This is a genomic window from Candidatus Saccharibacteria bacterium oral taxon 488 (genome assembly GCA_010202115.1).
GTDB lineage: Bacteria > Patescibacteriota > Saccharimonadia > Saccharimonadales > Saccharimonadaceae > Nanosynbacter.
In genome coordinates this window covers 1-22,517 of sequence record CP047917.1, presented here as the reverse complement: position 1 = coordinate 22,517, position 22,517 = coordinate 1, and the positions used below count along the sequence as shown (strand labels likewise).

18 protein-coding genes, 1 tRNA gene and 1 pseudogene are annotated in these 22,517 nt (G+C 50.0%); 12 read left to right on the top strand and 8 right to left on the bottom strand.

Annotated elements, in window-relative coordinates:
• Positions 1-72: 72 nt before the first annotated feature.
• Genes GWK74_00100 through GWK74_00075 form a run of 6 tightly spaced genes read right to left on the bottom strand, consistent with a single transcriptional unit; the run spans position 73 to position 2,397 of the window.
• Entirely contained in the window at positions 73-453 is a 381-nt protein-coding gene (locus GWK74_00100; GenBank protein ID QHU89943.1) for a hypothetical protein, read from the bottom strand.
• A gap of 58 nt (positions 454-511) precedes the next feature.
• The gene (locus GWK74_00095; protein QHU89942.1) at positions 512-886 is read right to left on the bottom strand and encodes a hypothetical protein; all 375 of its coding nucleotides are present in this window, start codon (positions 884-886) and stop codon (positions 512-514) included.
• A 17-nt stretch (positions 887-903) separates the two neighbouring features.
• Positions 904-1,269, bottom strand: a complete 366-nt coding sequence (locus GWK74_00090) for a hypothetical protein (GenBank protein QHU89941.1) — start codon at positions 1,267-1,269, stop codon at positions 904-906.
• The gene (locus tag GWK74_00085; GenBank protein ID QHU89940.1) at positions 1,266-1,565 is read right to left on the bottom strand and encodes a hypothetical protein; all 300 of its coding nucleotides are present in this window, start codon (positions 1,563-1,565) and stop codon (positions 1,266-1,268) included. Before GWK74_00085 ends, GWK74_00090 begins: the two co-directional genes overlap by 4 nt.
• Positions 1,562-2,020: a hypothetical protein gene (locus GWK74_00080; GenBank protein ID QHU89939.1), complete on the bottom strand. Its 459-nt coding sequence runs from the start codon at positions 2,018-2,020 to the stop codon at positions 1,562-1,564. The genes GWK74_00085 and GWK74_00080 overlap by 4 nt, the downstream gene beginning before the upstream one ends.
• The gene (locus tag GWK74_00075; GenBank protein ID QHU89938.1) at positions 2,020-2,397 is read right to left on the bottom strand and encodes a hypothetical protein; all 378 of its coding nucleotides are present in this window, start codon (positions 2,395-2,397) and stop codon (positions 2,020-2,022) included. Before GWK74_00075 ends, GWK74_00080 begins: the two co-directional genes overlap by 1 nt.
• A 97-nt stretch (positions 2,398-2,494) precedes the next feature.
• Here GWK74_00075 and GWK74_00070 point away from each other — a divergent pair.
• The 12 genes and pseudogenes from GWK74_00070 to GWK74_00015 all read left to right on the top strand — a co-directional run bounded on the left by GWK74_00070 (position 2,495) and on the right by GWK74_00015 (position 19,807).
• Positions 2,495-2,572, top strand: a tRNA-Asp gene (locus GWK74_00070).
• A 197-nt stretch (positions 2,573-2,769) separates the two neighbouring features.
• Positions 2,770-3,708, top strand: coding sequence for a hypothetical protein (locus GWK74_00065; protein QHU89937.1), 939 nt, complete (start codon positions 2,770-2,772; stop codon positions 3,706-3,708).
• Positions 3,709-5,447: 1,739 nt separating this feature from the next.
• Positions 5,448-5,717: pseudogene (locus GWK74_00060) on the top strand (hypothetical protein).
• Positions 5,718-7,017: 1,300 nt separating this feature from the next.
• Positions 7,018-9,633: a hypothetical protein gene (locus tag GWK74_00055; protein ID QHU89936.1), complete on the top strand. Its 2,616-nt coding sequence runs from the start codon at positions 7,018-7,020 to the stop codon at positions 9,631-9,633.
• A gap of 9 nt (positions 9,634-9,642) precedes the next feature.
• The gene (locus GWK74_00050; protein ID QHU89935.1) at positions 9,643-10,542 is read left to right on the top strand and encodes a hypothetical protein; all 900 of its coding nucleotides are present in this window, start codon (positions 9,643-9,645) and stop codon (positions 10,540-10,542) included.
• A 647-nt stretch (positions 10,543-11,189) separates the two neighbouring features.
• A complete protein-coding gene (locus GWK74_00045) occupies positions 11,190-11,627 on the top strand; it encodes a hypothetical protein (GenBank protein QHU90831.1) in 438 nt (145 codons plus the stop codon).
• Entirely contained in the window at positions 11,620-13,482 is a 1,863-nt protein-coding gene (locus GWK74_00040; protein QHU89934.1) for a DUF87 domain-containing protein, read from the top strand. Before GWK74_00045 ends, GWK74_00040 begins: the two co-directional genes overlap by 8 nt.
• 15 nt (positions 13,483-13,497) lie before the next feature.
• Positions 13,498-16,713, top strand: coding sequence for a hypothetical protein (locus GWK74_00035; protein QHU89933.1), 3,216 nt, complete (start codon positions 13,498-13,500; stop codon positions 16,711-16,713).
• Positions 16,710-17,204 (top strand): hypothetical protein, encoded by a 495-nt coding sequence (locus GWK74_00030; GenBank protein QHU89932.1) that lies wholly within the window; start codon positions 16,710-16,712, stop codon positions 17,202-17,204. Before GWK74_00035 ends, GWK74_00030 begins: the two co-directional genes overlap by 4 nt.
• Positions 17,205-17,212: 8 nt before the next feature.
• Positions 17,213-17,680: a hypothetical protein gene (locus GWK74_00025; protein ID QHU89931.1), complete on the top strand. Its 468-nt coding sequence runs from the start codon at positions 17,213-17,215 to the stop codon at positions 17,678-17,680.
• A complete protein-coding gene (locus GWK74_00020; GenBank protein QHU89930.1) occupies positions 17,665-19,011 on the top strand; it encodes a CHAP domain-containing protein in 1,347 nt (448 codons plus the stop codon). The genes GWK74_00025 and GWK74_00020 overlap by 16 nt, the downstream gene beginning before the upstream one ends.
• Positions 18,998-19,807, top strand: a complete 810-nt coding sequence (locus GWK74_00015) for a hypothetical protein (protein QHU89929.1) — start codon at positions 18,998-19,000, stop codon at positions 19,805-19,807. Before GWK74_00020 ends, GWK74_00015 begins: the two co-directional genes overlap by 14 nt.
• 1 nt (position 19,808) lies before the next feature.
• Here GWK74_00015 and dnaN read toward each other — a convergent pair whose 3' ends face one another.
• Both dnaN and dnaA read right to left on the bottom strand, forming a co-directional pair.
• Complete coding sequence (dnaN, locus tag GWK74_00010; protein ID QHU89928.1) at positions 19,809-20,909, bottom strand: DNA polymerase III subunit beta; 1,101 nt, start codon at positions 20,907-20,909, stop codon at positions 19,809-19,811.
• Positions 20,910-21,170: 261 nt separating this feature from the next.
• Positions 21,171-22,517 (bottom strand): chromosomal replication initiator protein DnaA, encoded by a 1,347-nt coding sequence (dnaA, locus tag GWK74_00005; GenBank protein QHU89927.1) that lies wholly within the window; start codon positions 22,515-22,517, stop codon positions 21,171-21,173.

Sequence of the window (22,517 nt, the reverse complement as noted above, 5' to 3'; positions counted from 1 at the left end):
CGCCGCCAGACAACCAGAATAAAACACCCTCGCCATAAACGAGGGTGAATTTGTCATAGACAGGACGCGGTCTTATGAACTTACACCGCGCGACGTTGTGAGAACAAAGTTAACAATCGCATAAGCAAAGATCGCCACCACCAGACCAATCACCGCGTACATGATGGTATTTTTAGCAGTAGTCACCTTATTCGAGTCACCAGATGATGTCGTGTAAAGAATACCACCCCAGATGAGCATAATCACCGACAAGATACCGACGAAGTAGAGAATACCGTTGACAATACCCTTGACTAGTTGCTGTGGATCGTCAACCTTCTCGGCAACCCGATCACCCTTTGAGTCGCTGATGCCCTTGTCCAGGTTGTATTGTGCCTGGGCCACTGGTACTGTCGCGAACGCCAACGCTAGCGTAGCCACAATACCAACAACGATGAGTTTTAATTTGTTCATTCTTGATTCCTTGTTTACCAGTTAATATAGTTTCAGCTGTTATTCTATCATCATTTAGCTACTTAAACAAGCCAAAGACCCAGTTAACAATAGCATACGACATGACCACCACAACGATACCGATCACCGCGTACATGATGGTGTTTTTGGCAGTGGTCGCTTTCTGGCTATCGCCTGACGAGGTAATGTACTGAAAACCGCCCCAGATCACAACGATAACCGCCACCGCACCGACAAAGTAAAGAAAGATATTAACCACCTCGCCAATGGTGGTACCGATAGGTTTCGTGCTCATCTCCTGTGTTCGAGCTGCATCCAAACCGCTCTGAAACTGGGCCGATGCGGACGGCAGGGTGATCGGCATTACGACGGCCACGGCAGCAACCGCTACTGACAAAACGGCGGCTACGAGGGTTTTTCTATATCGTTTCATACATTTCTCCTTTTTTCTTATATTTTGCCAAACACAAAGTCAACGATAGCATACGATAGAAGCGCGACGGCGACACCGATCACCGCGTACATAATGGTCGATTTGGCGGTTTTGACCTTGTTAGAGTCGCCGGCCGAGGTTACATACTGAAAGCCACCGATGATGATCATGATGACAGAGATGGCACCGAGGATGAGCAAGATAGCATTGATGAGGTTCTTGAACAGTGGCTGCACCGTTGCGCCACGGTTTTTACAGACTTCACCACTGGAGCCCGAGCAGGCGCCGTAAATGTCGACGCTCTGGGCGGATACACTTGATGCCACCACTAGTGGGGCAACGAGCGCCGCTATCACACCGATAATGACTACGAGTTTTTTCATATTGCCGATCCTTTCATGCCACTAATGACAAAGTTAGTTATGAGAAATGCGGAGAGGATGATAATGATGCCGATAACGGTACCGAGGATGGTATTTTTCGCCTTGGTAAGCTTGTTAGTGTCGCCGCCCGAATTGGCGTAATTGATACCGGCCAGCACCAACATCAAAATCGCGATCGCCCCGGCAAAGAAATACACCGTATTGAGAATGTTACCCAGTGCATCCGCTGAAGCACTGTTCGTCGGAATGCCCAGCGAATCTGGCGACCCCAATACACCGGCTACGAATCGCATCATGATCGCGGCAACCCCAATCCGTCAGCCACGACATTCACCAGCGCCACCGAGGCAATAGCAATCACTAGGCCGATCGCCGCATTAATCACCGTCTTCATGCCATTGGCCATCTGTCCCGGCTCGCCATTGCTCGTCAAGTACAAAAAGCCGCCGTATATCACAAAGCCGACCGTCACAAAGCCCGCCAGCTGCAACAGATCCTCGACAACATTCAATATCGCCCGCCAGATAAAGCCGTTGAGCGTGGCGTAATTACCCGGGTCGTTTTGGGCGCGCTTATCGTTATTGTCGACGATCGCCTTGAGATTACAATCCGACTTGGTCAGCCCGTCGTACCACGGCTTGAGCGTCAAGATGTTGCCGCCACAGGCCGCGCTGGCCGGCGTTGCCTGAACCACCGACAACATCAGCGACCCTGCGATCATCAGCCCCAGCGCGATCACAATATGCTTCATCAGAACACCCCTCCCGGGATCAGGAAGTTAGTGATAGCCACAAAAAACGCGAATATGATGAGGCCGATGGCGGTGTTGACCCAGAGCTCTTTGGCCTTTTTGATATTGTCTGGGCTACCGCCAGACGCAGAGTAGAGAATACCGCCATATATCACCGTACCGACCGCCAAGATACCGATACCAGCAGTCATGATCTGGATAACCATTTTGATGATACCGAGAATAGCAGCATCACCAGTCGCACCGCTACAATTAATGATCGAGGTCTTTGCGCCGCCGCATTCAGTATCAGCGAACGCAGGCATACCAGACAGCACGACGCCGCAGATAATGGTTGCGAGAAAGATAGCGGTGATGAAAATATTTCTTTTTGTCATAACGGATCTCTTACCCTAAATTGTAAAATAGTGGCAGGAAAAATGCAAACGATTTCTTGAAAAAGCCATAAAAGTTTGCTATCATACGGAAAGTTATGCGCCCGTAGTGAAGTTGGCCTATCACGCCTCCCTGTCACGGAGGAGATCGCCGGTTCGAATCCGGTCGGGCGCGCCAGAATGAGAATGTTACTACCCGAGCAGCCCATCTTTGTAGAGCAAGGGCTGTTTTTATTTACTTTATTGCCGTTAGGGTATTGCTAAATTTACAGAATGTGTTACAATGATACTATTCAGAGTTTAACTTATCTACTCTGAGGTGGATTAAAACTACTCTATGACTGGCCACCGGCCAGAGAAAGGACTCCAAGCGTTATGGCACGTTCATGTGAAAGCTATGACCCAAGTAGTTCATTAGAAACAAAAGACTTATCTCGTCGCGGAGTGTTGGCCGGACTGGTTGGCGGAGCAGCTGGAGCAGCTATGCTGCTTGCCGGTTGTGGTAAAGGAGATCGAATAGCCGTTCCCCCAGATTACTCTACACAGAGCGCCTCACCATCAGAGTCACCATCCGCCTCACCATCACCGTCTGAGACTATTGATCCAAAAGACTTGGCTGAAAAAAGATATAAGCAGGTTAGAGAAAAGTATGCAAACATGACCCCCAAAGAGTTTGCTGGACTTACGAACGAAGGGCGCTTGTCACCGTGTAGGGAAGAACTTCTTCTTGCAGAGGCGTGGGGAATCATACATAACCCAAACAATAGTTTATATAATCCATCAACGGGGATTAAACCTGGTGAATTTTACGGAAAACCCGCATCACCAACAGATTCCCCCGAAGAAGTCGCGGGCAAGCTATTTCTTCCTGTGGTCGCGGCTTTTGATGTTGGCCCGTGGGACCCTAACTTTGCAAGATATGTAGCATCCGCGGCAATCTATGGCAATCCCGAGTTAAGAATATCCGTCCTGAACGATATGTTGCGCAATGGAAAGATACCAGGCCCAGAGTACGACGGCAAAAAGGCCATAGCGACGCTTCTAGCGGCTAAAGACGAGAAAGAAAAATTGGGCTACAAACATAAAGTGCCCGGCTCAAATATGTTTCCGATTCTTAAGCCAAGGTTTTGTAGTGCCAAACCCGTTGTGGATACAAAGACTGGCGAAGCACTACCAACAGAAGGGCTCCAGATTTTTACCGAAGCAGAAACCACCGGCACAATTCTTGGTATGGCCTGGAGGGTTGTAATAGACAATGGATTGTGGCGAATCGTTGATAACGAGGTTAGCGATCTTAAGTCTACTCTTGATTGATTAAGAGACATGGCCGCATCACCACAATAAATAACATTTCAAAAGAGAGGTCATTCGGGGCTTCTCTTTTGAAATTATAGCATAAGCATGATACTATACTACACATAATGCTTGCGCAAAAGAAAACCCCGCATAAACGTATTCGCCCCATTCTAATCGGACTTGCCGCACTATTAGTCGTTCCGATGCTCATGACGTTTTTTGCGCTGTCGCCGACCGCTAGTGCAGCTCGGGCGCGCCTTGATTATTCACCATACCTCACTCAAGTCAAACAGCGCTCTCTCGCGTTGGCTATGAGCAACTGTATTAGTCATCGTCAAGGATTTGATAGTGGACTCACCCCAGCAAGAATTGCCAGCGGTGATTGGGGCGGCAGCTTCACCACTATTACTACCGTCGGTCCAGTTGCCGACGGTGACGATGGGCAGTTTAGCTGTAAAGAACTAGTGTCCGCCACACGAGACACATTTGGCTACAGTTCTTTTACCGACATGTTCTGCGCGCTAAAGGGTGAGTGGCGAGATAACGCCGGCCTTGACTGTATTAGCAATATTACCAAGGGTGAGTACAGCGGTGGTAGGTGGAATATACCAAGGGACAGGGGCGCGTACGCAATTCAGGTTCTTGAAAAAAAGGCTGGTAAAAGCCTAAAGTTCGACTCGGCATTGGTTAATTATTCCACGGCGATGGCGGCACTCTTGTCGGCCCAAAACGCTGGTTGTAAGGCCGAGTGGCGAGGATATGATAGCGGGGATGACGCCGCAAGTAATGACATAAAGGCCGATCAGCGCAATAAAAAAACAGCGGTTGCTTTAACTGACAGTACGGCAGCTTATGGATATTTTTATCTCCCGGATGCAGGTAAAAGGGTTCGTATGTTTCATGGAGCTGACTCGCCTTATGGTCCTTCTGGTGGTGCAAAAACAGAGATGTCATGTGCGGAGATTGCACAGTGGGCATCAGACAACGCTGAAGCAGCCGCAAAATCAGCAAAAACCGAAGCCGCCGATAATACCCGCAAGGCCGTTTATGACGCTCTCCTAAAAAAATGTATCGAGAAAAACGGCGGAGGCGTCGGAGGGCCAGCGGAGCAAATATGTAAACAACAAGTTGACAGCTGGATGAACGCTTGTAAGGATAAGATGCCGTCGAATGGCAACGTGGCAAACTCTAGTGAATATGTTGATTGTCTGAAAAAACAATCAGGGTATTCTGAAGACGACATAAAAAGCTCTCTCTCTAATATAACCGCCGACACCCCATCCGGTCAAAGCGATAATGGTAATGACGACAGACCCGACTGCGCCGTTAAGGAACTCGGCTGGCTCGTCTGCCCGGTGATTAATTTTATGGCACGTATAGCAGACGCGGCTTTCGCCATGATCGCCGACAACTTCCTAAAGATTGAGCCGGGCCTTGCTTCTGGAGGTGAGGTACAGGCAGCCTGGGGGATCATGCGCAACATTGCCAATGGTGCGTTTATCATTATGTTCTTAGCAATCATCATCTCACAGCTCACTGGCTTTGGCATCTCAAACTACGGCATCAAAAAGATGCTGCCACGGCTCATCATCGCCGCAATCTTGGTGAACTTATCAATTTACATCTGTCAAATTGCCGTTGACTTATCTAATATCCTTGGCTACGGCCTACGAGCAGGTCTGGGTGGTATCGGTGACGGTATTAGTGCTGCTAATAGTGTCCTAAAGTCAGGACAAGGAGGCGAAACCTGGGGAGGCATAGCATTAACCGTCCTCGCTGGGGCTACGGCCGCAGTTCTCGCTCTTGCGGTTCTAATCGGAGCACTTGTTTCCGGACTGGTCGTAATGGTGACTATCGCCGCCCTGTTGATCGCCCGCAAGGCTCTCATCGTCATCCTTATCGTTATCTCACCGCTGGCTTTTGTTGCCTTCTTGCTACCAAACACCGAAAAATTCTTTAGTAAATGGCGCTCAACCTTTGTGGGGCTACTCATGGTCTTTCCAATCGTTGGGTTGCTATTCGGTGGTGGTATCTTGGCGGGATCAATTGTTAAAGCGGGAGCTACAGATGCTGATAATACGGTCATGCAAATCGTTGGTGAGCTGATCAAAGTTCTGCCGCTCATCGCCGTGTGGAGCGTTCTCAAAAAAGCCATTGATGTCGCTGGGGCGATCGGCCAGCACATCAACAACGCCGGTGGTCGCCTCGGTGGCCTCGGTGGCAGCGCCAAAAACTGGGCAAAAGGTGCATACGATAACTCACGGCTTGGCGAGATGCAAAAGTTTCGCAAGCAGCGACAGCAGCGCCGCAAGGCCCTCATGCGGGCCGGAGCATGGGAGGGCACCGGAGCCCTAGATAGACTCTGGAGAAATCGAAAGTCTCGGCTCAGCAAAAGATTTAACGAGAGCGCTTTAGCAAATAACCGCTTCCTCGGAGGAGATTATGGTATTCGCAGTGCTGCCGAGGGTCAAGATGCCGTGGACGACGAAGAGCGCAAGACAGCAGAGCGTATGCTTGATTATCGGTACAACGGCGATGCAGCCGCTGCACTGAAGGGCGCCGGAGACAATGAGATACTTAAACACATTGCCTTTAAAAAATTAGAGTCAACTGGTAAGCACGGTGCCGAACAAATGTACGAGTATCTCCAGGGTGGTGGAACTATCAGCAACCGCCGCATGGCGGAAACCCTCACCAGAATGAAAGATGACCATGCCGGCCTGTTTGAAATGGGTAGAACGGCCATTGACCAAATGGAACAGAACGGGGCAACCTCGGTCAGCTTTAGCCAGCAACAAATGGCCGAACTGACCGCCAAGGGAGTCAGCGGATTAAGTGATGAAAAATTGGCACGACAGACATCCAGTGCAATTAAGGTCGCTGGTGAAACTGAATTCACCAAGGGCGGCCAGAAAATGGTCGGTGTCTCCGCCGAGAGGGCAGCCTCAGTGCTTGACAATAAACGTATCAATACCTCGATATCAGGTAGTGCGCGCAAAGAGCTTGAAAATATACGAAACAGCGATAGAGTAGCCGAACCTCAGGAGCTACAAGTGCCACACGATATGAGTGGCGTAACAGCAGATGATGTCAAAAATGCGATTAATTCTACGGTAGAAATTAACAATATCACCGAGGCGGTCTCGTCAGACACCCCGACGGGGAGAACATTCGTTGCCGGAACAGGGAGAGGGCCGGCTCCACCGCAATCCCCACCTTCAGCACCGCCAAATAATCAAAATAATCGCAATAATCGAAACAATAATCCACCTGCCACCAGCTAAAAACTATTGACTTTTCTCTATAAAAATGCTACCATTGCCAGTAATGGAGTGGTTACGTTCACAAGGGCGATCGTCGATGCGATGGTTGCAATGGTTTATATTGCTGGCGGTGGGCCTCCTAGTCAGTGTTTTTTTGAGTACGGTCGTAACCTCAGGCCAGGCGTTGGCGGCGGACGCAAAGTGGGATAGTAGCAAAATATCCTACGACAACGAGACATTTGAGCGAGTTTCCGACGTCGACAAACTAAAGGTCCTCAACTTAGGGTCTGACCAAGTGGTCTACATGTCAAAGAAAACTGTAGCCAATAATCAAGACGTTCGCGTAATTCACTTTCCGTCAACAGGTGACCTCGGATCGATGACCTCGGTGTCCCTAACGACGTTCACGTATACTGCGCCAAACACTTACACAAAGAAAGAATCGACCACATTATCAATTGACCCACCGAGCCAAAACTCTGCGTCTTCGTGTGAAGTTGCTGGCGGTATCGGCTGGATCCTTTGTCCCGTTTCGGCGTGGTTAGCTAGCTCCATCGACTGGATGTTTGGGGTGCTTAAAAGCTTCCTCGTGGTGCCACCGCTTCAGACGGGTAATCAGACCGGTGGCATCTTTCTGGCTTGGAATATCGTTCGCAATATCGCCAACGGTATCTTTATCGTCATGTTCATAGTCATTATTTATTCACAAGTTACTTCTATGGGCATCTCCAATTATGGCATCAAAAAGATGTTGCCTCGGTTGATTGTCGCGGCGATACTAGTCAATTTGTCGTTCCACGTCTGCGCCATCCTCCTCGACCTGTCAAACATCGCCGGAAGTGCGCTCCAGGACATGTTCATGAATATTCGTAACACAGTCGCCACCCTGGGCGGATCGGCACCAGCATCTGAACCAATGACTTGGCAAGAGGTTACCTTCCAGATTTTGGGAGGTGCCGCTGGCGGTGCGGCGTTGGCTGCGGGGCTCCATATGCGAGCCGAGCTACTTCCTTTTGTTGTGCCGCTTTTGTGTGGTATTGGACTTGTTATTCTTCTCGTTGTTATCATTATGGCCGCCCGTCAGGCGTTGATCGTTATTTTGATTATCATTTCGCCGTTGGCTTTTGTGGCTTATTTGTTACCGGGTACGGAGAAGTGGTTTGACAAGTGGAAGGACGTCTTCTTGACGATGCTAATATTCTTCCCGGGGTTTGCGGCTGCCTTCGGTGGGGCACAGCTGGCGGGCTCAGTCATTATGCAAAACGCCGCGGGACCGAACGGGGCAGTGATGTATATCCTCGGTATGGCAGTCCAGATCGCGCCACTCGCCCTAACACCGTTGATGATTAAGTTGGGCGGCGGACTCCTCGGTAAATTCACCGGTCTCGTCAATGACCGCAGTAAGGGATTATTCGACCGATCTAAGAACTGGGCAAAAGAGCAGAGCGAGATTACGAAACATAAAAAACTCAACAAACGTCCAAATAGCAAATTTACCCCAACGGCATGGCGACGCAGACTGGCGCAGTCATCACAAAACCGTAAGGATAGGCTAGAGGGGCTGCGTAATCAGTCAAACGTACAGCGCACCGAAACCGCCAGCTACAGAAAGCTTGACCAGTTTAGGCGCTCTGTTGAAGAAGATAAAAATATCGCCGAAGGGAAGCTGCAGTCAGCATGGAATGCGCATCAAAGTACTGACAAGGCGGCTATCGTTCAGGATTTCCAATCACGGTCCATTCGTCAGATGGTTGATGCCGAGAAGCAGGTGCTCGACAATCGCTTTACGGCACTTCAGACTGGACACGGGGAATTGCCAGAAAATGTTGCCGATAACACCGCAGTCCAAGAGGCTGTACAACGAGCACGTGATTCACATCAAACTCTAGCGGTTCAAGGTTTGCGCAAGAGTGGTATCGATCGCGTCCTTAATGATCAGTTCGCCCGCGCCATGCGTGATGACAATACCGGCGCAGCACTTCGATCGGCCGCTGGTGGTATCGAGGACGCTTACTATGCATCAATTCCAGGTATGAGTGATGACCTTGGGTCGCGGCGCGCCGCCGCTGCTGCCGCTCAAACGGTGAGTGCCGCCTATGAAGAATCGGTCAAGAACGCCACTGCTATCCTTAACGGCAGCAATGTGAGCGATGCCGATACAGTAAGCCTCATCGGCGGCAATGCTGTTGGCAATATCCCAGCAACTGACGATATCAGGAATGCGGCTGGTCGCAAGATCGCAAGCAGTCGTGGTGCTAAACCACTGCTTGATATGCTCAGCAAGGTACAGATGAACAATTTGACAGACGACCTCGCTCAGGAGCTTGGTGTTGCGCTGAAAAACAATAGTGCACGACCATGGTGGCTAGGTGGATCGGAGTGTGTTGATATACAGGCCAATGCCATCAAGGATACTGGTGACGCCTTCAAGGTGCGCAATATGATAAAGGCTTTTGAGAAGGGTAAGTTGAGTGCTGACAAAGCCCTGGCAAGTGACGCGGTGTTCCTTGAGGATACGCTTGATATGATGCAGAAGCATAATATTGCCGCACAACTGACACCAGAGGCGAAGAAATTCCTTAACAAGAGCATTACAACTGTTTTAACTGATAAGCTATACAGGGGCCGATATAGTCGTGAGCAGGGAGACGCCCTCAAAGGCATTCAAAATCTGCTATAATAGTACCCAATGGCTGTCTACAAAGTTCCCCAGGATGTGGAAGCTGAAGACAAGCTGCTCGGGCCGTTTAGTTTCAAGCAGTTTATTTTCTTGATCGTCGCGATCGGCATGATTGCGCTGGCGTGGGGGCTATTCTCGGTGCTGCCGCCGCTGGCGATTATCCCGGTGCCGGTTGCACTGTTTTTCGGGGCGTTAGCCTTGCCGCTGCGCAAGGATCAACCGATGGAGGTGTACCTCGCGGCGGTTATTTCGTTCATCCTCAAGCCCAAGCAGCGACTGTGGCGAGCCGATGGTATTGAGCGAATGGTCGAGGTGATCGCCCCGCGGGTTGAGGAAAAGCAATACGGCAAGGGGTATGACCAGGCCGAGGTCAATCGCCGGCTGTCGTATCTGGCGACGCTGGTGGACACGCACGGTTGGTCGGTGCGCGGTGTCGATAATCCAAACAGCTCGGTGATGAATAGTTCGATGCAGGCGGATTGGTACAACGAGGCCCAAACCGCCCAAGACCCGCTCGACCCAAGTAGCAAGACAGCCCGCGCCTTTGAAACACTCATTGAGCGAGCCGACGAAAGACGCCATGATAAAATTGTCCAGCAAATGCAGCGAGCCCAAACTACCCCAACCACCCAGACCACCCAAGACAGCCAAGACGACCAAGCCTACTCGCTACAAACCTCGACCTTCAACCCCTATCCAACTATGCAGCAGTCTATCATCACGCCCATCAGCGAGCAGACGACCGCGACGACTCACACCGACCAGGCGCCCCCTAGCACAGCACCCGTCTCGCCTGCTATAATGGATCTAGCGCGTAATCACAGCGATCTGTCGGTCGCCTCACTGCAACGAGAGGCCGGTCGCATCCAAAAAGAACATGATAAGGAAGTCGTGATTTCGCTTCACTAGGTGGGATGTCTATGCAACCAAATCAGCAACAGCAACCATATCACTATCCACCAGATGCAGCCGCTGCACCACAGTTTGGTGCACCATCAAATCCGCCAACCATGCCGGGGGTTATCGCCTCTGGGCCTGACCCAGTCTCTACGGAACCAACCTCACCGTACGCTCAGTACCCCGATCAATTCAGCCCGCTGCCACAGCAATTACCACAGGCGCCAGCCCAGCCACAACCGATGCCAAGCGCACAACCCGCGGCACAACCAGCCCCCAACCCACCGTCCACACCCGAGCCCAACCAACCACAGCCAGCCCCACAACAACCCGCCAAGCAGCCGACTAACCAGGCAAAACCTCAACAAAAAGGCCCGACCAGCACCCAGAATACGCTGCTATTTTCTGAGATGCGCGAGAACATGATCATCATGAACGACGGCAGCTTTCGGGCGATTGTTCAGTGTCAATCAATTAACTTTGACCTGATGAGTGGCCGTGAGCGTGAGGGAATTGAGTTTAGCTACCAAAACTTCCTTAATTCGTTATATTTTCCGGTTCAAGTGCTCATTCGCTCACGGCGCGTTGACATCGGGCCGTACATCGACCGGCTGATTGACATTCGCCGCAACCAAGACAATATGCTCCTGAACGTGCTGATGGATGACTACATCAACTTCATCGATGTCCTCGCCCAAGAAGCCAATATTATGGATAAGGATTTTTATATCGTTGTGCCGTATTATCAGAGTGGCGACATGCAAGTTATTAAACAGCAGGCCAAGGGTCTGTTCGATAGCTTCTTCGGCGGCAAGAAAGACAACACCGTCACCAAGATTGAACAAACCGCCTACGAAAAGGCCAAGGATGAAATTAAGAACCGAGTTGATTCGGTAATGAGCGGGCTGTTTCAGATGGGCGTAAAGAGCGCGCAGCTTAATACCAAACAGCTGGGCGAATTATTCTACAGCTCATACAACCCTGACGTGGCGCCACAGCAGCCACTCAGTGTTGGTGCCGATGAACTAGCAACGACCTATGTTCGCAAGGGACAGGGCGAATCGCCACATGGATATGGAGGAGCACGACATGGCTAGGAAAAAGAAGCTGGACGCCATTGATATCGCCGCCCAACAGCGGGCCCGCGAGCAGGCCGAGGTTGAGCAGGCCTTTCTCACTGGCGTGAGAACCCTACGCGACTTCATCGCCCCAAGCAGCCTCGAGCTCAAGTCTGACCACTTCCGTCTCGGCTCAAAGTACGGTCGCACCATGTACGTCTATGGCTATCCGCGCGAGTTATACACCGGTTGGCTCAGCTCGGTGATCAATATCGACGAGGTGCTGGATATCAGCATGTTCATCTATCCAGTTGACACCCAGGTGGTGCTCAACAACCTGCGCAAGAAAGTGACGCAGCTTGAGGCCAGCCTCAGCATCAACTCTGAGAAGGGCAAGGTGCGCGACCCAGCGATGGAAGCGGCATTACAGGACGCCGAGGAGCTGCGTAACCAGTTACAGATCGGCTCGGAAAAGTTCTTCCGCTTTGGCCTTTACATTACGATTTATGCCGACAGTATTGATGAGCTCAACTTTATCCAGCACAAGATTGAGACAATTTTTGGCCAGCAGCTAGTATTCTCTAAGGTTGCCTCGGCCCAACAAGAGCAGGGTCTCAACAGCACCATTCCGCAACTGACCGACCAGCTCCAGGTTCGCCGCAACATGAATACTGGCGCTATTTCCACCAGCTTTCCGTTTACCTCGGCTGACCTGACCGACGGCGAGGGCGTGCTCTATGGTATCAATATGCATAACAACGGCCTGGTGATTTTTGACCGCTTCTCCCTCGAGAATGCCAATATGGTGGTGTTCGCGAAATCTGGTGCCGGTAAGTCGTTCACAGTCAAGCTGGAGGCGCTGCGCAGCATGATGCTTGGTTCAGACATCGTGATTATCGACCCAGAAAACGAATACCAGAAATTATCCGACGCCGTCGGCGGTAGCTACATTCGACTGAGCCTCAACAGCGATACCCGCATCAATCCGTTTGATCTACCGCGAGTGATTGATACCGATGAGGCGGACGATGCGCTGAGGGCGAATTTGGTGACGCTGCACGGGTTGTTACGACAGATGCTGGGCGGCTCACAGACAACAGCGGGCGGACAGATTATCGCTGGACTGACGGCCGCCGAGGAGGCTGATATTGACCAAGCGCTGATTGATACGTACGCCCGCGTCGGCATCACCGCTGACCCGTTGACACATCACTCGACACCGCCAACTATCGCCGACCTCTACGATACATTGCTTCATATGGGCGGCACCGGGCCGAGCCTCGCTCAGCGGCTGCGCAAATTTACCTCCGGTACTTTCGCTGGTATCTTTAGTCAGCAATCAAATATTGATATCAATAACACCATGGTGGTCTTTAATATCCGCGACCTTGAGGACGAGCTGCGGCCGATCGCTATGTATATTGTACTGAATCACATCTGGAACATTACGCGTACCGACCAGAAACGGCGCATGCTCATCGTCGATGAGGCCTGGCAGCTGATGCGCTACGACGACTCAGCTAACTTCCTGTTTTCTCTCGCCAAGCGCGCCCGCAAATACCAGCTGGGTCTCACGACCATCACCCAGGACGTCGAGGACTTTATGGGTAGCAAGATGGGTCGGGCCATCGTCGCCAACTCGTCGATGCAGCTGCTGCTCAAGCAGTCAACCAGCGCCGTTGATGTCCTTTCTAGCGTCTTCAAGCTAACCGAGGAAGAGCAAAAACGCCTCGCCAATTTCCCCGTGGGCCAAGGGCTATTCTTTGCCGGGCAAAACCACGTTCACATTCAGATCCAGGCTAGCGACACCGAATACGAACTGATCAACACCTCGCCGATCTCTCGACACCAACTACCATCAGAAACACCACTCGGCGGGTACGGAGCAGTGTAGTATAATTGGAGGCATATGGCAACAGCAACAAAACCGCCGCGATTTGACACCACGACCGATCCCGATGCTGATGGGCGAGCAAATCCGTTTGAGCTACACGATGATTCATCGGAGCGACTGAATGCTAGTGAACAGGCAGCGCTTGACCAGATAGAGGCTGGTCTACGAGATGATGGCCTTGAAAATGACCCGTTCGGCTACCAGGCGAATCGAGATACCAACATTGAAGCTGCCGCGCAAAAAATAACAGACGAAGAGAACAGTGCTGCAAATCAAGGACCACAACGTGGTTTTTATCAGCCGGGAGGCTCCAAGCGGAACAAGCCTAAGGGTCGAGGTGCCAAGCTCATTGCTCTTGCTAAAAAACGCGGCGGTATTGTTGGTTTAATGATATTATTTGGTGTTGGCGGTGGTCTGCTGGCTTCGGTGTTTGGTCCGACATCAATGCTCATCAACCTCATGGAAAACCTAACCCTTGGCAACGATTCTAGTTCAGTTGTCTCTGAACGGCGTCTCGCAAAAAACTTGGCGAACATGATAACAAAGCCTGGTGTCTGTAACAGTAAAAAGATGAAGTGCAAGGCCGGCACGATTTCGAACAAAGGCCTACGACGTCTCGCAAAGCACGGCGTTGTAGCGGCCGATGCTAAAGGCAATCCGCTTAATCTAAAAAGGCTTGGCTACCCCAGTGGTAACCCAGAAAAGTTCATCGTTGACGGTAAACATATCAAGGCCCAGGATCTGCCAGGTTTTTTAAGTGCCAAAGAAAACCGCGGTCTTGCCGCCAAAGTCCTTGGTCGATCCGGTGCATTTAACATGCGATTTCGCGTTTGGTCAAGTAAATATCTCGCCAAAAAGTTCTTTAGTAAGTTTAAGCGCATAAAGCGAAACGGGGGAGCGGCCACGTGGGCCGAAGAAAACAAAAAGAATAACCGACAAAATCAAGGCCCAACCGGTTCTGACGGTGAAAAAAAGAAGACCCCATCCGAAGAATATCGTGCTGACGATAAAGTAAACCAATCGGACATTGAAGAGTCGGGCAACAAAGCCAAGGCGCATGCCGACAAAAAACTGAAGCGTGCGCGGCGTGCCGGCTCGGCCTATACCCTCGCAACAGGTGCCTGTATCGCTGGACATGTGCCCGACTTTATCGTTGGCGGTGTCGCTGGAGCGCAAATGGCGGCACTTATCCCACCGATAGCTAATATCGTTCTCTCACCAGGATCACAACAAAAGGCTTCAGGCCTTGATCCGCGCTTCGCAATGACTGCTGCTGGTATGGAGTTTGTTGGCACAATGTTAACCTCTCGCCACAAAGGCAGTAATGGTAAAGCCGAGTCAGCCCTTGATTCACCACTCCTGCTCTCTGCTATGGGCGTCAATAAAAATAAAGTTCCACTATCTGAAAAATTTGCACCCGGACTTAAAGTTCGTCGTCATCCAGCCATCCAAGCGATGTATCAATATAAAGATGCCACTAAGGGCGCCTGCAACGTCATCATGAGCGACCAGGCTATGTATTCTGCTATGGCCGTCGATGCAGCAGCGACGGCCATAGCAGCGCCGACACTTATCGGCGGTATTGTCAAGGCAGTAGGTGATTTTGCAATCTCTCAAATTACCTCTGTCATTATAGGCGAAATAACCAAAGCGGCCACAAGTGCAGCTGTTCAGGCGATATTCAAAGCCATTGTTGGCGATAATGACATTGCGAATGCTAAGGGTAAGGAGTTTGGTGATATGCTCGGAACATCGGCTGGTGCATTTTTTGCAGCAGCAAACTCAGCAAAACATCTGCCGGTATTGTCTAAAAAAGGCCTCTCTAGTTTTAATCAAGTTCGTCTCGCTAACGAGCGACAACAACGTGAATATGACCTCGCTTCACTCAGCCCATTCGACACCTCTAGTCGCCACACATTCCTTGGTAGCCTTACCTTTAACCTACGTCAGATGATGCTCCAATCTGGCAGTTACAATAATTCATTCGCATCAATCTTCTCTAATATCATCCACCTCCCAGCAATGGCGCTTTCATTTGGAGCCACCGCCAATGCGAGCGATAACTACTCGGCAAATTACTGTGGTTACGCCGAAGACTTTGGCTTAAAGTCCGAGGTTAATGGCCGCGACGTTACCCCGGCAGTGAACTTTGCCGGCGCTGGGTGTACAGGCTTCACCAAACAGCAGGATGATATGGGTGTTGAGGAGGCACGAGAGATCCTGGCAAAGGCTGGGTGGATCGATGAAAGTGTTGATATAGAAAAAGAAGACGACATTGAGGCATTGGTCAGTAAAGGATATATAAAAGACAATACCCCACTAAAGTCGTTTATTGAGTCTTGTAGCGATGTCAGTTCGGCAGAATACTCAACCAATATGGCCGGCTGCGTCCTTGATGAATCTAGTACCAGGCAAAGTACTGGCAAGATCTCCAGTGGCGGCTATCGCCCTGTTGTCGAAGGTGAAAATGGCAAGACAAGCGCTGACACCGACTTTGGCTCCGTTGATACTGCTGACGGCAAAGCCCTTGCTGCCATCTCCGTCTTCTTGATGGATTATCAGATCCAAAATTCCATTAACGGCGAAGACGACGAAGAGCTTGTCGGCAGCAACCAGTCTAATAGCGCCTCAAACTCCCAAACCGGCGAAAATCTCGACCAAATTAAGATGTACTATCAGTCAGAAGAGCCATGGAAGAATAAAAAATACGGCATTGGTAATATTGGTGATTGTGGCTGCGCGCCAACCTCTATGGCTGCTATCGTCTCGACTGTCGGCAATACAACCGTTGATCCAGAAAAAATGGCTGAGTTTTTCTATCAAAACGATGGCCAGAGGGGTGGTGAGCATTGTGGTTCGAATTGGATATGGGAAAGTAAAGCTCAGCTATTTAAGGATAAGTTCGGTATTACGATCAAGAAAGTACAGCCAAGCGCCGAGAATGCCTCAAGAGGTCTGTCCGAAGGTGGCCTAGTTCTTATATCAGTTGGCGGGAAAACACCGTTTATCCAGGGTGGTCACATTATGTTTATTCGCGGAAAAACTGCTGACGGTAAGTTCCTCGTTGGTGACCCGAATAAGCGCTCCAACACCGAAAATAAAGCCGGCTTTGCGGCGAGCGAATTTCACTTTGGTGAAAAGGCAGACAAGGGTAAAAATGAAGAGAATGATGGCACAACAGGTATGTGGGTGATCACTGGACCGAAAAAAGTTGGAGGACGGTCATCGTGAGAGAGTTTCTTTTAGCACACAAAACAGCAATTATTGCTACGTTATCATTCATCATACTCTCCGCCTCAGTCGTTGTCGTCATTCTGCTGCTACCACCCGCCAACCCATCGACCCCACCGCAATCGCCTAGTAACAACCAATCAGAGGGTAAACAGTACGAGGGACCAACCGGCGGCAGTGGCCAGCCAACAGCGCAGCAGCTGATCCTCAGCGGGTGGGATACAAAGAATAGTGCCAACAAAACACTGGCCGCATTCATCAATGATGACACCCAAAATTCACTCGTTGTAGCAATTCTTCGCCACTACGTAAGTAAACATGCGACCTCTGACACCCTTGTGTCTGGAGCGATTACTAATGCAGTTTTTGACGAAAGGGTAATATCATTCACCGTGACTGTTAACAACACCACCGCGTATGTCGTGCAGTTCACTATCGCGGATAACGCCATCACCATTCGAACCGCAAGTGGGGAGCCAGTAGCGTTATGATAGATAACATGAGTTATTACTCCCAGCAGCCACGTGACGATAGGCGGTCGTTGACGATTATGGCTGGGCTATGTATTGCAGCGATCGCACTGATAATCGTCATTATTCTAGTTGTTATCCGCAACAACACTCCATTAAATCCAGGACCAACTAAAAATCTTACAATCCCAGAAAAAACATTGCGTGAATCGACTTCCGCTGCTTTTACCAACCTACAAGTTACGACAACACCGCGACAAACATTTCTCGAAAAAATTGACTTCGAAAATGAGTGGATTTTTCTGAAAGCAATTGCTGCCAATGTTGCAACTACCAATCCATCGCGCACATTATATGTCATATTAAAGAAAGATGATCACGGCAATTTACAGCTCATCGCATATTCAACCGGCAGGGAGGCGTGGCGGGAAGCTGGTGGTAACATACTACCGGATAACGCGAGAGAGCGAGCGAGGAAATTATGGAACGAAAATTAGCCTTGCAAAGAGTCGCTATTATTATATCAATTATTTCGCTGCTTTTTGGGAGCTCACCGGTATTTGCCGAACTAAATACCGATCAACTGCGCGCGACATTTGAAGACAATAGTATCCTTTTTAGTAATAATTCTGAAGATACAAACTGTTCACCAAATGCTGCACAGCGGGCGGGCGATGCCGCAGGAGAGTTGGTCGGTGAAGATAATCTAAAGAAAGCATTTAATTACTTTATATCCAAAGGTGCGCCAAAGTTTGTTGCAGCAGCAATCGTTGGTAATTTATATCAGGAGTCAAAAGGTAATCCAATTCTTCGTCAAAATAAAGGCTCCGAGCCAAATCCGCTCAAGGCCGGCGGTAAGTATCACCCATGGAACCCGAGTAAACCGGCTGGTATGGGCGACGCCTGGGGAATCGCCCAATGGGACCCGGGCGTAGCTGTTCTTTACTGGCAACAGCAGGCTGGCGTCCAGGGTGACGTTACTAGCCTCGAGGTGCAACTAGCTATCGTCTGGTGGCAGCTTCAGAACCTTGCACCGACCTCGCGTAAAAACGTTCTTGCCGAAATGACAGCCTCGGGCAACGTAAACGAGGCAACCTCTATTATGGTAAAGAAGTTCTTTGGTGCTGGTATCCCACGAACCGATATTCGCGCAGCTTATGCTAACAAGGCCATGAGCTGGGAGCCAGATCCTTCTATCGCAGCAGCAGCGGCTTCTGGTGCCGCTACTAACTGTAGTGATGGTAATGGGGGCGGAGGCGGTACTATTTCTGAAGGTGGTCTCAACGAAGAGCAGGCAAAGAAGTTCATGATGAATTATGGCGAAAATAAAAACAATGAGAGCCGCAAGGCTATGGGTGACTACTTATGGAATACTTGTAATGGCGGGGGGTCAAACTGTGTGTCGTTCTCTGTATTCTTCCTTGAGAAATTTACTTCAACTAAAAACCTCGGCACCACGGGTAATGGCGAACACGTCGTTAAACACTTAAGGAACGCTCGAAAGCTACCGACCGGCAAAACACCAAAGGTCGGCGCCGTGTTTAGTTGGTCTGGTGGACGCTATGGTCATACCGGAGTCGTCCTCGGCATTCAGGGCGACAACGTTATTGTCGGCCATGCAAGTTGTGGTAATTCAGGTAGGGGCCGTGGTGATGGCACACAAAGAGGTGGTGGATCTGGCTTTATTCTTACGGGCAAGGTTAACGATCCAAAAACTTGGCTCGGACATCTTCCGGACGAGTTTGCCTATCCAGAGGTTGATATGACGGCAGTAGCTAGTTATGTTGGAGCAAGCACAGGTGGAGGTGGTGGCAATGTTGCACTATAATAAAAAGCTAATTTTCATCACCTTAGGATTTATTGGTGTTGTTATTATCACTACGGTTGCCTATATACTACTGCTACGCAACCCTCTTGGTGGAGAAATGCATATCGAAAATCTCAGTACATATACAAATGGTAAACCGACCGACGCTAAAACCCTCGAAACAATCCGTCACGCATTATATACTGCCATCCGTAACAATTACGCTGGCAATTTGCCGGACAATTCCATTAAAGACATCCTTATTCGTGATGGGTCATTTAAGCAGACTCACGATCAAGCGAAAGACATCCACACCGTTAACTTCATTGTTGATATTAAAAGCTTACAGCAGTCGTATCTCGTTGAATATACGTGGTCACAAAAAACCAATCTTGACGAGGATGCTCAGTATCAATATGGCACAACCGTTTCGTGTCTACCAACCGATCAGCTAATATACGGTTATTTTGGCTGTAATGATGACTTTTCACGAATGCGCGGACTACGAAGCCCATACTTAGTCATAAACTGGGGTGGTGAAAAAGACCAGTATGACAACTCTTTGTCCGACCAGCTAACCGGCAATGACACTGACTACATTGAAAAGCTAATCATGAGTGATTATTCTTATGACCATAAACTATCACGCATCGCCACACAAACAAAAATTAAACATATTACACGTAATACATCGACAGGGAAAAATACGCTATCATTTACTGTTACTGTTGAGGATAAATTAGCCTACAATATCACTATTGATTACAATAATAATCGACGAATTGCCATTACTCAAGACGGTCGATCACTTAACTAACCTAGCGCTTCAACGGCATAACAATATGCATACAATCTGGCGTGGGGGTCTGCTCGCGGATGACGCATGGCGACAGTTTGCCGTTAAACGAGAAGGTGACAGTCTCGCCATCAGTGGCGCCAAGTGACTCGATCAGATAACGAGAATTGAGCGTAATCTCGCCGTCGCTCGACACCTCGGCACTAGCCTCAGAGGTATTCTCACCGAGCTCCGAAGCAATTGAATGGATTGATAGTAGCGCTTGCTCGTGACTAGCCTTGAGGGTAATGCCGCCACCCGATTCGCGCGCAAAGAGACTGGCAACCTTGGTGATGCGCAGGAAATCGGCTTTTCTAATTACCACCTCGGTCTCGGCGAGTTTAGGAATCAGTTGACGATAGTCGGGAAATTTGCCATCGATCAGCCGACTCACGATCTCTAGATGATCCGTCCGAAACCCGACCTGTGTTTCATCAAAAAACAAACTTACGTCACTTGTTTCGGTATCGAGACTCCGCAGCACCTCCTGGAGTGTCGATGCTGGCACGATGGCGGTAATTTCACCGTCAAATCTCATCAGCCGTTTCTCCGCCAACCGATAACCGTCCGTGGCCGCTAGATACAACTCACCATTATAGGTATGCCAGTACACACCAGTTAACACCGCCCGCGTGGCATCACTAGACGTCGCGATAATGGTTTGCGAAACTGCCTTTTTTAGCTCATCGGCACTCATATCCAGTCGCACCGCCGTCTGCTCATCCACTGTCGGTAGCTCCGGAAACTCATCCGCCACGACACCATTAATAACGGATGAAAACTTGTCTGCGGTCAGATGTAGATGCTCGTCCTTAACCTCCAACTCGACCGTACCACTTGGCAGGCTGGCGACAAACTCGCTCACTAGTCGGGCTGGGATAGTTATCGAGCCGGGCCTCTCGACCTTGGCGCCAACATACTGGGTAGAGGCGATCTCCAGATTCGTCGCCGCTACGACCAGCCGAGAGCCATCGGTTCGTAATAAAATGTTATTCAGTATCGCCAGTTCGTTACGACTAGCGGCGATGCGCCCGACATTAGCGAGGGCTCTGGCGAGGTTTTCTTGGGTGACGGTGAGCTTCATATTCTTATTATAATCCTTTTTCTTATTTTTATTCAGTAGTTAGTAATAATAGGTACTGTGGAAACTGGGTAAAGATCGTATTCGGACAGGGGTAGTAGTGGTATTGTGTCAGTGGAAAAGATAGTGGATTTGCTGGGTATGGTGTCGTGGACAAGACGCCGATTATCCACGTGATGCTGCTTAGCCCATTTGATGATAACCAGATTAGTGGATAGTCGTTCACAAGTTTGTCGCTGGTTACGCGCACGTTTTACCCAGGTTTTACACATAGAGCTTGTCCCGGATGTCGTTAATTTGTTCACGAACATTGACGCTAATGAGCATCTCCTTGCTAATTTTGTCAACCGAATGAATGGCGGTGGTGTGGTCTTTGCGGCCAAGCTCTTGGGCAATTTTTGGAAAGCTCATCTTGAGCTCGCTGCGCAGCAGGTACATGGCAATTTGGCGTGGCTGCATGATGTATTTATCGCGCTTTGGTGAACACACATCCTTGACCTCAACGCCAAAGTGGCGAGCAGTTTTGTCGATAATTTGCTTGGCGGTGATATGTTGCGGGCGAGAGCGCTTGATATTACCGAGCAGCCCCTCGGCGGTTTCGGCATCGGGCGTGATGTTCTGCATCTCGGCGTAGGCGAGGAGTTGATTGAGCGCCCCCTCAAGTTCGCGAATATTGGTCTTGAAATTGGTGGCGAGATATTCAACGACATCAGCGGATAATTCGACATTGCTCAGGCCGGCCTTGGCAGTAACGATAGCGCAGCGAGTTTCATAATCGGGCATCTGCACGTCAATCGTCATGCCCCACTCAAAGCGACTGCGCAGGCGGTCGGTCAGGGTAGGGATGCTTTTGGGCGGCTTGTCAGAGCTGATGATAATTTGCTTGTCGTTTTGGTGTAGGTCGTTAAAGGTGTGAAAGAACTCGTCCTGAGTTTTTTCCTTATTGGCGATAAACTGCATATCGTCAACGATCAGGACATCGACGTTACGATATTTATCGGAAAATCCTTTTTTCTTGAAGCGAATCGAGTCGAGAAATTCACTCACAAAGGTCTCGGTGGTGGTATATAGTACGCGGGCGGAGGGTTGGCGCTTAATAATCTCGTTACCAACGGCCTGCATTAAATGGGTCTTGCCAAGCCCCGAACCGCCATAGAGATAAAGCGGGTTATATTTGGTGCCAGGACTAGCGGCAATTGCTTGACAGGCGGCGTGCGCCAAGTCATTACTCGAGCCAACGATGAAGTTGTCAAAGGTATAGCGCGGGTTGAGGTTGGTTGCTGATTTTTTAGACTGCTTGATGATCGGTTGGGTGGCGGCCGCTGAATTTGGTTCATCACGGCTGAGGCGCTGCTTTCGAGCAGCTGTTTTTTTGGGTCGAAAATGAATCGTCGAGACCGCAAGGCCGCTTCGCTTCAAGCCGTCAGCGATGCGCTGATAGTAGCGTTTTTCCAGCTGTGTCAACACGAAGGGGTTGGGTGATAGGACGGCCACCTCATTAGCAGATATAATGTCAAGCTCGGTCGACTTAAACCAGGTCGAAAATGACGATGGCGGAATTGAAACCTCAATTTCACCCAGCACTCCCTGCCAAATAGCCTGACTATTCAC